Below are 14,004 nucleotides of genomic sequence, written 5' to 3'. Positions count from 1 at the left end.
AACTTGGAAGGTGACGAATAATGGAAAGAGTATTTCAAACAGACCGTGCTTTTGCAAAAGAAATGGATCAGAAAGATCCACTAAAAAGTATCAGAGACCGATTTTATGTGCAACCTGGTGAAATTTACATGGACGGTAATTCACTAGGACTGGCGTCAAAAGATGCTGAAAAAGCGTTACTGAATATGATGGATATCTGGAAAAAAGAAGGAATCAAACTGTGGGATGGTTTGTTCCATTATGCTGGGAAATTAGGTGAGATGTCGGCCCCGCTAATTAATGCTCATCCAGATGAGGTCGTTATTACAGGCAGCACAACAATCAACATCCACCAATGTATCAGTACATTATACAAACCAACAAAAGATCGATATAAAATTTTAGTGGATGATTTAAACTTCCCAACAGATCGTTATGCGATCGACAGCCAAGTTCGTTTAAAAGGATATGACCCTAAAGAGGCTGTAAAAGTTGTGAAAAGTGCTGATGGGCGTTTGATTGACGAATCAGCTGTTATTGAAGCCATGACAGATGACGTTGCGATCATCTTGTTGCCGACCGTTTTATACCGCAGTTCTCAGGTATTGGATATGAAACGAGTAACGGCGGCCGCACATCAAAGAGGAATTTTGATTGGCTGGGACCTATGTCATGCAATTGGTGCAATACCAATGGATTTCAAAGAGGTGGATCCTGATTTTGCTATTTGGTGTACGTATAAATATTTATCCGCAGGACCAGGTTCGATCGCTGGGCTATATATGAATCAGAAACACTTTAAAGAAACACCAGGATTAGCAGGCTGGTGGGGAAATAAAGATGATACGCAATTTGAACTGAAACATGAGTTTGAGCACCAACGTGATGCAAGCGGCTGGCAAATTGGTTCTCCTAGTTTCTTAGCTATGGCACCATTAGAAGGAACTTTGACTATCTTTAATGAGGTCGGTATGGATAAAATTCGCGAAAAATCATTATTGATCACAGCATATTTGATGTATCTAATCGATGAAAAACTTGCCAAATATGGTTATGCTGTTGGCAATCCTCGTGAAGATAGTAAGCGTGGTGGGCACGTTTGTTTAGAACATGAAGAAGCCTATAGGATTTGTAAAGCATTAAAAGAAGTTAATATTATTCCTGATTTCAGGGAACCAAATGTTGTTCGTTTAGCCCCAATTGCTTTGTATAACACCTATGAAGAAGTTTACATTTTAGTTGAAATGTTAGAAGATATTGCTGTAAATAAAAAGTATGAACATTTTAGTAATGAACGGTCATTAGTGGTTTAAATAAATGAGTGAGGTGAAAATCATGCGTATAGGTATTCCAAAGGAAATCAAAAATAATGAAAATAGAATTGCTATTACTCCTGCTGGTGTAGTTAGTCTGATCAATAATGGTCATCAAGTAGTCATTGAAAGCGAAGCAGGACTGGGCTCTGGTTTTACCAATCAAGAATTTCAAGAGGTCGGCGCCGAAATTGAACCAAATGTTGCGGCTGTGTGGCAATCTGATATGGTCATTAAAGTCAAAGAACCATTAAAAGAAGAGTTTCAATATTTTCACGAGGATTTGATTTTATTCACCTATCTACATTTGGCGCCAGAACCTGAATTAACAGACTCATTGATCGAAAATAGTGTGACAGCTGTAGCTTATGAAACAATGACTCTGAACCATACCTTACCATTATTAACCCCGATGAGTGAAGTAGCAGGTAGAATGTCTGTTCAAGTCGGTGCACAATTTTTGGAAAAACCTAAAGGTGGAGAAGGGATTTTACTGTTTGGTGTTCCAGGTGTTGAAAGAGGAGAAGTTGTGATTATCGGTGGTGGCGTCGCAGGAACTAACGCTGCCAAAATCGCGATTGGTTTAGGGGCAAAGGTTACAATTCTAGATGTTAATCCTAATCGTTTGGCAGAATTGGATGATCTTTTCGGCAATAATGTTCAAACCCTGATTTCTAATGCGTATCATATTGAAAAGAAAGTACAAGAAGCGGATGTAGTGATTGGTGCTGTTCTGATTCCAGGAGCAAAAGCACCCAAACTAGTGACTGAGCAAATGGTCAAGCAAATGAAACCTGGTGCGGTAATTGTTGATATTGCAATCGACCAAGGCGGAATTTTTGAAACGACTGATCAAATCACGACTCATGATAATCCAACCTATGTCAAACATGGCGTTGTACATTATGCTGTAGCCAATATGCCGGGGGCAGTTCCTAGAACTTCAACATTTGCTTTAACTAACGCCACGATCCCATATGCCATTACGATTGCCAACAAAGGAATCGTTCAAGCAGCGAAAGATAATACTACGGTTTCGACAGGAATCAATACGTACAAAAAACATTTAACAATGGAAGCCGTAGCAAAGGATCAAAATAAAGAATACACACCAGTATGTGAGCTATTAACATAAAAGAGCCTTTTTAGATGAAACAAAACTGATTTTTGGTTTTGTTTCATCCTTTTTGCTCTTTAAGCTTGGTTTATGTTTCCTCTTATACAATGAGTTTAGTCAAAGGAGGAGATAAAATGGTGAAACTAAAGAATAGCTTTCAACGGAAAGAAAAAAAATACCCACTGACAAAGGAAAAGTATTATCTATTAAGGGAAAAGCTACAGCCTTTTATGCGAGAAGACGAATACGGATTACATACAATTATTTCAGTGTATTTTGACACAGAAGATTATGAGATGATTCGTCACTCTATCGCAAAACCAATGTATAAGGAAAAATTTCGGATTCGCAGTTACGGAATCCCAAATGAGAACTCAACTGTTTTTCTTGAAATTAAAAAGAAAGTCAGCGGTGTGGTTTATAAAAGAAGGGTTGCACTTCCGTATCAATCCGGCAAAGAGTATCTCCAGCATCCGCATTCATTCAAGTTTGAACAAACCAAAGATCAGCAAATTAAACAGGAAATCGACTGGTTAATCGCTAGAAAAAGACTTGAGCCTAAGGTCATGATTGCTTATGATCGACGAGCGCTTTTTGATTCAGAAAACGAAGACTTTCGAATTACGTTTGATTTCAATATTCGTTATCGAAAAGAACAGTTAAGCCAAGTGTTAGATGATAAAGGAGAACGAGTAGCGTCAGAAATTGATGTGTTGATGGAGGTTAAAGCATTAGGCGCTTATCCGCTTTGGTTTTCAGAACTGTTAGCAGAACTTGAAATCTACCCAACCTCATTTTCAAAATATGCTCAAACGTATCAGAGATATTTATATTGCAAGGAGGATTTTTTAAATGTTGTCTAGTTTATTAGTAGAAAGTGCTGTAGCTCTTTCAATCAAACAGCTTTTACTTTGTATTGTTACTTCTATCATGCTTGGACTTTTAGTTGCGTGCATCCATATGTATAGAAATGTTTATAGTAAAAACTTTGTAATCACTCTGGCTGTTTTACCTGTATTAGTTCAGTTAGTAATCATGTTAGTCAATGGAAATCTAGGAACCGGTGTGGCGGTTTTAGGTGCATTCAGCTTGATTAGATTCCGCTCGGTAGCTGGTGGTGCAAGAGAGATCACCAGTATCTTTTGGTCAATGGGAATTGGTTTAGCCACAGGTATGGGGTATGTTAGTTATATTGCCATTTTTTCCGTAATTATTGCCTGCTTTTTAGTATTCTTGAATACGATTCATTTTGGTGAAAAACAAAAAGTGGCGGAACGGGAAATTAAGGTCACTATTCCAGAAGATTTAGATTATCCTGATTTGTTTGATGATCTATTTCAGCAATATGCTTACACATCTAGTTTAGATTCAGTAAAAACAACCAACATGGGCAGTTTATACGAACTTCGCTATCGAATAACCTTAAAAGATAGCCAAACGGAAAAAGAATTGATGGATGCTATGCGTGTTAGAAATGGTAATTTAACAATTATTTCAGGCAAAGTTTCGACAAATAGAGAAGAATTGTAGGTGAGCATAATGAAAAAAACAAAATTTGGTTTAATGGTATTAGCAACCGTGCTGATCCTACTAACGGGATGTACCAAAGAAGCTGCCCAAAACACAACTACGTCAACTTCAAAAAGTCAGAAACAAGTTGTTGCAGTTCAAGAGGCCGCCAAATCAACTGAAAATAAATACGGCGATTATTCTGAAGAAGATTTTAATGAAAGCTATGATGAAAAAACAGCGACTAAAATTGAACTAAAAGACTCTGGAAGCAAAATCGATGGGACCGGTGCTTCAGAAAAAGATCAGACGATCACGATCACTGCTGGTGGTACCTATATCATATCAGGTAGCTACAACGGGCAGTTAAAAATCAATGCGAATGAAGAGACCGTTCATCTGGCTTTAAACGACGCATCAATAACTAGCAAATCATCTTCAGCAATTTATGTAGAGCAAGCCAAAAAAGTAATCACGACTTTAGCACAAGACTCAAAAAACAGACTTTCAGATGGTTCCAAGTACACATTTGCTATAGAGGGCGAAACAGAACCAGATGCTGCTTTTTTCAGTAAAGATGATTTAACAATCAACGGTGCTGGAACGTTAGAAGTTACAGGTAACTATAGTAACGGCATTCGGAGTAAAGATGACTTGGTTATTACAAATGGAACGATCAATGTTACCGCTAAAAACAACGCGATCAAAGGAAAAGACTCTGTATCGATTGCAAGTGGAACATTTTCTTTGAACACAACAGAAGGCGATGGGATTCAAGCAAATAATAGTACGGACGCAAATAAAGGTTGGATCGCAATAGATGGCGGGACGTTTACGATTCAATCTGGCAATGATGGTATTCAGGCGGAAACAAATTTATCTATCGCAAAATCTGATATCAAGATCCAAACAGCAGATGGTTACGATGCTCAATCAATTGATACCACAGCTAGTTACAAAGGCTTGAAAGCGTCAGGAAATATCATTGTAGATGATGGAACGTTTGATTTAAATACAGCTGATGATGCAATCCATTCCAATGCAGCGGTTACGATCAATAATGGTACCTTTTCATTAGCAAGTGGCGATGACGGTATCCATGCAGATACTGATTTGCTGATCAATAACGGAAAGATTACAGTTAATCACTCTTACGAAGGATTAGAAGGGGCAACGGTAATGATTAACGACGCCGAGATTTCTGTTAAGGCATCCGATGATGGTATCAATGCCGCTGGCGGTAGCTCTGGCGAAGAAGAGCAAGGAGGACAATTCGGTGCAGATTCATTTGGTGAACCCGGTGGAGGACAGCCAGGCGGCGGTGGAGATAGCACTAAATTTATAGAAATAAACGGTGGAACAACTTATGTAAATGCTGATGGTGACGGAATCGATAGTAACGGTGATATTCGAATGACTGCTGGCACGCTAATCGTAAATGGTCCAACTGATGATGGCAATGGCGCACTTGATTATGATGGAACCTTTACAATAGATGGCGGTGTATTTGTTGCAAGCGGCAGTTCCGGGATGGCAATGAGCGCTAGTGACGCTTCTTCTCAAGCAGCACTGAGTCTTTACTTTGATGATATTCAAAAAGCAGGGACCTTGGTCAATCTAAAAAATGCTACTGGAGAAACGATTATTTCATTTGCGCCGGAAAAAGATTTCTCTCATATCGCAATTAGTTCACCTGATCTAAAAGTTGGTGAAACGGTAACCTTATCGACTGGTGGCAAAGATACTGGAGTAGCGAAAAATGGTTTATACAGCAACGGCAGTTATTCAACTGGAACAGAACTAGCAAAAATTTCAATCAATGACGTATTGACATCAGTTGATCAATCTGGCTCAGAAGTCACTGGCAATCAAATGGGCGGAGGGCCTGGCGGTCAACCACCGAGATAATTGATTTTCATTGCGTTACTAGCTACTTTATTGATAGAATAAGGATATCAAAGAGAACGAGGTGTTTATATGTCTAAACGAGTTATTATTATGCATTTTGAAGTAGAAAGCCAGGCTTACCAAGCATTTTCAGAAATAAAGAAATTGTATGTTGAGAAAAAAATCAAAGGGGAACAAATGGCTGTAGTAACCCATGTAAATGATGGTGTTCATCAGTTTAAGATCGATGATTTCTTAGACTTTACAGGGAATAATCATACTGCAAAGAATAGTATGATCGGGATGCTGATTGGTATTCTAGGAGGTCCCTTAGGTATTTTACTTGGTTGGTTTGCGGGAAGTTTATTTGGAGCTTCTCAGGATGCAAAGGAAATCCAAGGCGCTCAGACGGTTTTTGAACATGTAACCAAACAAATCGGCGAAGGTGAAACAGGTTTGATTCTGATTGCTGAGGAAGATGACAATCGTCCATTAAACCAATTGATTATGAATGAGCTAGGCGGCGAAATCACCCGTTTAGATTTTGAAGATGTTGAAAAAGAAATAACAGATGCGAAGGCTGTTGAAAAGGAAACAAAAGATTCAGCAGAAAAATCTTGGCAGGATAAAAAACAAGACTCAACTGAAAAAAAAGAAGATTAAAAGCTTTTAAGGAAGAGGATGGAACAGAAGTGTTTAACCCCGAGAAATAAGAGGGAATTTACGAAAATTGTTCTTCAAATTTTTGTGAATTTCTGCTTATTTCCGAAGGGGATGCTTCTGCTTCCACCGTTCATCCGGATTCTAAGTGATTGGGTCGTAACTCGTAGATTTATGTTCCCATCACTTCCTATACATTAAAAATGAATAAAGACGAAGATAGAGGACGTGACAAAGAAATGATTCCCACGCGTCTTCTTTTTTGATTATAAGGATGTGAAAACAAATGCTGAAAATACTATTAGTAGAAGATGATGAAATTTTATCAGATAGCATTTTAGAAATTTTAAGTGAAATAGGTGATATCGTACAAGTATACGACGGAGAAGAAGCCTTGTATGAAGGGGAGCGGGGAATTTATGACTTGATCGTATTGGACTTGATGTTGCCGCTATTGTCTGGCGAACAGGTTTTAACAGGTTTGAGAAAGAAAAATATTTACACACCTGTTTTGATTCTAACAGCTAAAGATGGGCTGAAGGATAAAGTTAATGGGTTTAAAAATGGTGGAGATGACTATTTAACTAAACCTTTCCATCGAGAAGAGTTATTACTGCGTGTTCAAGCACTCGCTCGCCGCTCCTTAGGGATGAATGGGAAAAACGAATTAGTGGTTAGTTTTTTATGCTTAGACATGGATAACCGCCAGGCTAGTTTTAAGGGAAACGACTTGATTCTTCAAGGAAAAGAATTTGATTTATTGCATTATCTTGTGCAAAACAAGGGCCGAATCATCACGAAAGACCAATTATTCGACCGAATTTGGGGATTTCAATCTGACACGACTTTGACGGTCGTTGAAGTCTATATGAGTAATTTGAGAAAAAATTTAAAACCATTTGGTATCGATCAATGGATCAAAACTTTGCGGAATGTCGGATATCTTTTTGAAATACCTGAGGAGCTGAAACATGAACAAACAACTGAGTAAAAAGCAAAGAATCAATTATTTTGTGATCAATCTGATTTCATTTGCCAGCATTTTTCTCATTTTAGGTTTGATTGTCTTTCAGCTTGTTCAAACGTCGATTTACCAGTCCGTTGACCATGATTTAAAGCGTCTTTCTGAGGATGAAAAATTTTTACAGCACCAACTTATACAAGGTGAACAGCTGCAAGAAATGCCGGTGCAACCTGATAAATTTAATACGCCACCACCCAATAATTTTCAACAACAAGTAATTCTTTGGTCTAAAGAGGGAAAAATCCTCAATGAAGCAGAACTAGGTTCACGTTTTTACGATTTTCAAAATTTAAAATTATCGACTGAGAATTTACATAAGATCAGCAGTGTTCAAACAAAAGATAGTAACGATCGCTCTTTACAATTCCGTTCAATTACACTTCCTGTTAAAAATCAGCAGGAAGTAGTATATCTGCAACTCTTAGTCAATACTGACCCAATCAAAGGAACTGTTGATCAGTTCAAACAGATCCTGATTATTTGCATGATTATTTTCGGATTACTATCGATTGCTTTGAGTTATTTTCTATCTAAATGGTTTATGAAACCTATCTTGACTTCATGGAAAAAGCAACAGGAGTTTGTCGAAAATGCTTCTCATGAGCTAAGAACGCCATTAACTATTATTCAAGCCAAACTAGAAAAATTATTTACCAAACCAAATCATACAATCTTAGAAGAATCAGAAACAATCGCATTATCATTGGAAGAAGTTCAACGTTTAAGTCAATTAACAAGTGATTTGCTCTTGTTGGCTCGCTCGGACTCTGATGCACTGACCTTGGAGAAGGAACCAGTCAGAATCAATCGTTTTTTAAATACAGTTCTTTTACCTTATCAAGAATTAGCAGCAGCAGAAGAGAAAGAATTTATCATTGAGCTTGGGCAAGAGCAGCAAGTCTTTTTTGATAAAAAGCGAATTCATCAATTATTGATTATTTTGCTGGACAATGCACTAAAATATACTAACCCTGATGAGAAAATAATTGTTTGTTCAAGTGTGAAAAATAATGAATGGCTCATAAAAATCCGTGATACAGGCAGCGGAATCCCAGATGAGAAAAAATCAGCTGTTTTTGAACGTTTTTATCGTGGAGAACAGTCTAGAAATCGAAAAACAGGAGGCTACGGAATCGGTCTTGCCATCGCCAAGTGGATTGTAGATGAACATCAAGGGAAAATTGAATTAACCGATAACTTACCAAAAGGTACAATTGTATTAGTACGTTTTCCTATAAAATAAAAATTATTTGCTAAAGTGGCGACTTTCTTCTAAAATAAAGAAGAAGTTTAAGGAAAGTTAGGTAGCCAATGGAATTACAATTTTTAGGTACAGGAGCTGGAGTACCAGCAAAACATCGAAATGTGAGTAGTATCGCATTAAAATTATTAGATGAAAGAAATGCCGTATGGTTATTTGACTGCGGTGAAGGAACACAATTACAGATTTTAAAAAGCAATATTCGCCCAAGAAAGATTGAAAAAATCTTTATTACTCATTTGCACGGAGATCATATCTTTGGCCTGCCTGGTTTATTGAGTAGTCGTTCATTTCAAGGCGGTAATGAACGATTGGAGATTTATGGACCACCTGGCGTTGCAGAATTTGTGCGAACTGCGTTAAAAGTATCACAAACGAAACTCTCTTATGAACTGAAGTTTATTGAAATCAAAGAAGAAGGAATCATTTTTTCAGATAAACAATTTACTGTGTCTTGTTTACCGTTAGAGCATGGAATTCTCAGCTTCGGTTATCGTATCGTGGAAGCAGATCATGAAGGTGAGCTTCAAGTAGACAAATTAGCAGCTTTAAATATTCCGTCTGGTCCAGTTTATGGAAAAATCAAACGAGGTGAAACCGTAACTTTGCCTGATGGGCAAACAATCAATGGGAAAGACTTCGTCGGTGAAAAAAAATCTGGGCGAATCGTCACAATCTTAGGAGATACTAGAAAGACCATTAATAGTGTTCAACTTGCTGAAAACGCTGATCTGCTTGTACATGAAAGTACGTTTAATAAAGATGAAGAAAAAATGGCAAGAGCGTATTTCCATTCAACTAGTCATCAAGCAGCGCAAGTTGCATTGAAAGCTAATGTAGCGAAACTAGTACTAACACATATCAGTGCGCGTTATTTAACAGGTGATATTATTCAGTTAGAAAATGAAGCCAAGGAGATTTTTCCTAGAACAAAAATTGTGAAAGATATGGAAATTGTAGAAGTACCTTTTAAAGATGAGTAAGGGGGAATTAACATGCATCATAGTCAGGATTTAACAGATAAGGTAGTTGTAGTTACAGGAGGCTCAGCTGGATTAGGCGAGCAAATCTGTTATGAGGCTGCTAAAAAAGGAGCGATCGTGGTTGTTTGCGCCAGACGGATCAATTTGATCGGCAAAGTAAAAGAAACTTGTGAAGAATTAAGCGGAAAATCAGCCTTCTCATTTCAATTAGATATTGCGGATCCTGAAAATGTAGAAACTGTTTTTGAAAAAATCGCAGCAGAAGTAGGACCCATCGATGTGTTAGTAAATAATGCTGGCTTTGGCATTTTCGAAAACTTTGTAGATATTGATTTAGCCGTTGCTAGAAATATGTTTGAAGTCAATGTATTAGGGATGATGGTCTTTACTCAAAAAGCGGCGATTCAAATGGCCGAAAGAGGCACAGGCCAGATTATCAATATCGCTTCTATGGCTGGCAAAATAGCAACAGCAAAATCAACTGCTTACTCTGCTACAAAATTTGCGGTTTTAGGTTTTTCAAATGCCTTACGTCTGGAATTAAAACCATTAGGTGTCTCAGTGACAACCGTTAATCCAGGACCAATCAAAACTGAGTTTTTTGATAAAGCTGACCCTTCAGGGGACTATTTAGCCTCAGTTGATTTACTTGTTTTAGAACCGAATAAACTAGCTAAAGAAATTGTCAGTGCGATGGGAACTTGTAAACGTGAAATTAATCGTCCTCGTGTCATGGAAGGCGCTTATCGCCTATATACCCTATTCCCACACATAGGCGATCTATTGGCTGGTGGATTGTTAAATAAAAAATAAGGAGGAAACTAATATGAAAAATCAGTGGCGTGTGGTTATGGGCCTTGTTTTGGTTCTGATCGTTGTGATTTTTGCTGTATTAAATAATCAGACAGTACCTGTCAATTTTGGATTTACTAAAATCTCTGGTCCATTGATCCTCATTATTTTGGGCTCTGCCATCGTTGGAGCTTTGATCGGTCTATTGACGTCAACAACCACCATGTGGAAACAGAAAAAACAAGTAAAAGAATTAAAAAAAGATATCGAGTTATACAAAAATGATGCTGATCAATTGGCTCAAGAAGAAGTTGAAAAAGTAAAACGAACGTATGAAAATCAGCTAGCTGAATTACAAGCAAAGTATGATGCTACTAAAGCTCAAGTACCAATAGAACCCGTGATAGATACAGAGCCTGTAGGTAGTCGGGTCGATCATTTTACCAAGCCAAGAAATAATGAAGAATAAATATACAACAGTAAAAGCAAAGATAAAGCAGTATTATTTTATCTTTGCTTTTTAATTTGTCGTTCTTTTTAGGATACTTTCTTTAGTTTTTCGATTCTATTTGATATAATTACTTGGTTAGGAGTGACGTCGTGAAAAAAGCAAAATATACATGGCAATTACGGGAAAAAACAGAGTTGCCAGAAGAATTTTCAAATATATTAGTAAATGAACAAATCAATCCATTACTTGGACAAATTTTATGGCATCGAGACATTCGGTCAAAGGAGAGCTTAGATCTTTTTTTGCATCCTACAGTAGAAAATTTGTATGATCCATTTTTAATGTACGATATGGAAAAAACGGTCACTAGGCTGCAAGAAGCTGTAGCACAAGGCGAAAAAATCCTAGTGTATGGAGATTATGATGCGGATGGTATCACAAGTACAACTGTCATGAAAGAAGCAATTGAACTGATTGGTGGAGAAGTAGATTATTTCTTGCCAAACCGCTTCATTCATGGCTATGGACCTAATTTAGCTGTCTTTAAAGAACAAATTGAAAACGGGGTCCAACTGATTATTACCGTCGATAATGGTGTTGCAGGTCATGAAGCGATCCATTATGCCAAAGAACAAGGGATCGATGTCATTGTTACAGACCATCATGAACTGCCTCCAGAGTTGCCTGATGCCTATGCAATCATCCATCCAAAGCATCCGCAAGGGCACTATCCTTTTGGAGATCTAGCTGGTGTAGGAGTTGCATTTAAAGTAGCAACAGCCTTATTGGGCGAACTGCCTACTGAATTTCTTGATTTAGTTGCAATCGGCACAATAGCAGACTTAGTCTCCTTAACAGATGAAAATCGCGTTCTGGTTAAAATGGGATTAGAGATGATTCGAACGGGCGAAAGAATCGGTCTTGATATTTTGATCCATTTAGCAGAACTTAAAAAAGAAGCAATCAGTGAAGAGAGCATTGGTTTTACGATTGCTCCGCGTTTAAATGCTTTAGGTCGCTTAGGTGATGCAGCACCTGGGGTAGAATTAATGACGACTTTTGATGAAGAGGAAGCTGAGCGAATTGCAATGTTTATCAATAGTCAAAATGATGAGCGTAAAGAAATTGTTACAAGAATCACAAATGAAGCTTTTGAACTGATTGACCCGACTGATCCAATTCATATCGTGGCAAAGCCAGGCTGGCATGAAGGCGTTCTGGGGATTGTTGCTGGAAGAATTATGCAAGATACTGGAAAACCAGCGATCGTGTTGACGATTGATGAAAATAATGAAACCGCTAAAGGTTCAGGACGTAGCGTTTCTGCTTTGAACTTATTTGACGCGCTAAGTGAGATTCGTGACGTGTTTACCCATTTTGGCGGTCATCATATGGCTGCTGGGATGACCTTGCCTGTCATGAACATCGAGAGAATGAAAGAACATCTGATTAGCTATCTAAAAGAAAATCAGATAGACCTTTCTCAAGGTCAAGAATTATTGATCGATGAAACGCTTAAAGTGGAAGAAGCCACAATTCCATTTATTCAACAACTTAAAATTCTTGGTCCGTTTGGGACAGATAATCCCGTACCTAATTTTTTGTTTGAAGATATAACAGTCGAACAATGTCGACAAATTGGAGCAGATAAGAGTCACCTTAAATTCCAACTGAGTCAAGCAGGTACTACATTAGATGCTATTGCTTTTCAGATGGGTAATCAAGCAGAAGAATTCGGGCAGGGGACGACGAATATCACTGGTCAGCTGTCAATCAATGAGTGGAACGGCAATAAAAAACCGCAACTGATGGTCAGTGATTTTTCAGTGGACGGCGTTCAATTGTTTGACCTTCGAGGGAAAAACGGCCGACAAAAGGAAATTCCTGTTTTAAATACAATGTATATATTTTTCAATTCTGATAGCCAAAAATTAATTGATCATCAAACAAGTCATCAACAGTTTTTTACGACCGTTGAGGAGACTGTTGAGCAAATCAAAATAACCAATAGCCAGCAACTAGTCTTTGTTGATTGTCCAGATGATATTGATTGGTTAAAACAAATTACTCAAGCTGGAAAAATAGAGCGTGTGTATCTGATGGGTATTTCATCAGAAGAAGCGTATCTAAATGGAACTGGGACAAGAGAGCAGTATGCTCAACTTTATAAATTTGTTAGACAACAAGAACAAGTCGATGTTCGTTACAAATTAAATGTTGTAGCGCAGCACTTAAAAATCCAAGAAAAACTATTAATTTTTATGATACAGGTGTTTTTTGATCTAGGATTTGTTACAATAGAAAACGGTGTTTTAAGAAAAGTTGAGAACCCTGAAAATCATGCACTTACGGAAAGTCAGGTTTATCAAACTCGCTTAAAAAGAATCAAAACAGAAGAGTTTTTGTTATACAGCGATCGTGAGACATTACAACAATGGCTGTGGAATGAGGAGGAAGTATAAAAAATGGATTTAAAAGATTATATTGCTAGTATTCCAGATTATCCGGAAAAAGGAGTGATCTTTAGAGATATCTCCCCGTTGATGGCCAATGGAGAGGCGTATCGTGAAGCAACAAAACAAATCGTTGATTATGCCAAAGAAAAAAGAATCGATATGGTTGTTGGACCTGAAGCACGTGGTTTTATCGTGGGCTGCCCAGTTGCCTACGAATTAGGCGTTGGTTTTGCTCCTGTTCGTAAAAAAGGCAAATTACCTCGTGAAACGATTGAAGTAACCTATGATTTAGAATATGGTACTGACACGTTAACACTTCATAAAGATGCTATAAAACCTGGTCAACGAGTATTGATTTGTGATGATCTATTGGCAACTGGCGGTACGATCAAAGCTACCATCGAACTAATTGAAGCATTAGGCGGCATTGTTGTCGGTTGTGCCTTTTTAATTGAGTTGATGGACCTGCATGGAAGAGATAAAATTACTGGTTATGAAATTGTTACATTGATGGAATATTAAAAAATTAGCGGAATTTAAAGGCTCTTTGTCAACTAATGTTGGTAAAGAAA

At 37.7% G+C, this 14,004-nt stretch carries 13 protein-coding genes and 1 pseudogene; all 14 read left to right on the top strand.

The genetic code is table 11. The features are described from left to right. The first annotated feature begins 20 nt into the window (after positions 1–20). The 14 genes and pseudogenes from kynU to RV15_RS06275 all read left to right on the top strand — a co-directional run bounded on the left by kynU (position 21) and on the right by RV15_RS06275 (position 13,954). Complete coding sequence (gene kynU / locus RV15_RS06340) at positions 21–1,292, top strand: kynureninase (protein WP_071877215.1); 1,272 nt, start codon at positions 21–23, stop codon at positions 1,290–1,292. A gap of 22 nt (positions 1,293–1,314) precedes the next feature. Continuing rightward, positions 1,315–2,427 carry an alanine dehydrogenase gene (gene ald, locus RV15_RS06335; protein WP_071877214.1) on the top strand — a complete coding sequence of 371 codons (1,113 nt, stop codon included), beginning with the start codon at positions 1,315–1,317 and terminating at the stop codon, positions 2,425–2,427. A 116-nt stretch (positions 2,428–2,543) separates the two neighbouring features. Beyond that, a complete protein-coding gene (locus tag RV15_RS06330) occupies positions 2,544–3,272 on the top strand; it encodes a polyphosphate polymerase domain-containing protein (RefSeq protein ID WP_174549271.1) in 729 nt (242 codons plus the stop codon). Beyond that, positions 3,262–3,939, top strand: a complete 678-nt coding sequence (locus RV15_RS06325; protein ID WP_071877213.1) for a DUF4956 domain-containing protein — start codon at positions 3,262–3,264, stop codon at positions 3,937–3,939. The genes RV15_RS06330 and RV15_RS06325 overlap by 11 nt, the downstream gene beginning before the upstream one ends. A gap of 9 nt (positions 3,940–3,948) precedes the next feature. Next, positions 3,949–5,826, top strand: coding sequence for a carbohydrate-binding domain-containing protein (locus RV15_RS06320; protein WP_071877212.1), 1,878 nt, complete (start codon positions 3,949–3,951; stop codon positions 5,824–5,826). Between the two features lie 69 nt (positions 5,827–5,895). Next, the gene (locus tag RV15_RS06315; protein WP_071877211.1) at positions 5,896–6,468 is read left to right on the top strand and encodes a DUF1269 domain-containing protein; all 573 of its coding nucleotides are present in this window, start codon (positions 5,896–5,898) and stop codon (positions 6,466–6,468) included. An 18-nt stretch (positions 6,469–6,486) separates the two neighbouring features. Continuing rightward, positions 6,487–6,609, top strand: a pseudogene (locus RV15_RS19110) (DUF3788 family protein); the annotation flags it as partial. Positions 6,610–6,751: 142 nt separating this feature from the next. Beyond that, complete coding sequence (locus tag RV15_RS06305) at positions 6,752–7,456, top strand: response regulator transcription factor (protein ID WP_071877209.1); 705 nt, start codon at positions 6,752–6,754, stop codon at positions 7,454–7,456. Beyond that, positions 7,437–8,732, top strand: coding sequence for a sensor histidine kinase (locus RV15_RS06300; RefSeq protein ID WP_071877208.1), 1,296 nt, complete (start codon positions 7,437–7,439; stop codon positions 8,730–8,732). Before RV15_RS06305 ends, RV15_RS06300 begins: the two co-directional genes overlap by 20 nt. Positions 8,733–8,800: 68 nt before the next feature. Further along, positions 8,801–9,733, top strand: a complete 933-nt coding sequence (gene rnz / locus RV15_RS06295) for a ribonuclease Z (RefSeq protein WP_071877207.1) — start codon at positions 8,801–8,803, stop codon at positions 9,731–9,733. Between the two features lie 12 nt (positions 9,734–9,745). After that, positions 9,746–10,546: an SDR family NAD(P)-dependent oxidoreductase gene (locus tag RV15_RS06290; protein ID WP_071877206.1), complete on the top strand. Its 801-nt coding sequence runs from the start codon at positions 9,746–9,748 to the stop codon at positions 10,544–10,546. 13 nt (positions 10,547–10,559) lie between these two features. After that, complete coding sequence (locus RV15_RS06285) at positions 10,560–10,994, top strand: LapA family protein (RefSeq protein WP_071877205.1); 435 nt, start codon at positions 10,560–10,562, stop codon at positions 10,992–10,994. 131 nt (positions 10,995–11,125) lie between these two features. Further along, complete coding sequence (recJ, locus tag RV15_RS06280; protein ID WP_071877204.1) at positions 11,126–13,438, top strand: single-stranded-DNA-specific exonuclease RecJ; 2,313 nt, start codon at positions 11,126–11,128, stop codon at positions 13,436–13,438. A 3-nt stretch (positions 13,439–13,441) separates the two neighbouring features. After that, positions 13,442–13,954, top strand: a complete 513-nt coding sequence (locus RV15_RS06275) for an adenine phosphoribosyltransferase (protein WP_071877203.1) — start codon at positions 13,442–13,444, stop codon at positions 13,952–13,954. The last annotated feature ends 50 nt before the right edge of the window (positions 13,955–14,004 follow it).

Origin of the sequence: Enterococcus silesiacus (assembly GCF_001886225.1) — a bacterium.
GTDB lineage: Bacteria > Bacillota > Bacilli > Lactobacillales > Enterococcaceae > Enterococcus_L > Enterococcus_L silesiacus.
This window is presented reverse-complemented; position numbering and strand designations above follow the sequence as displayed.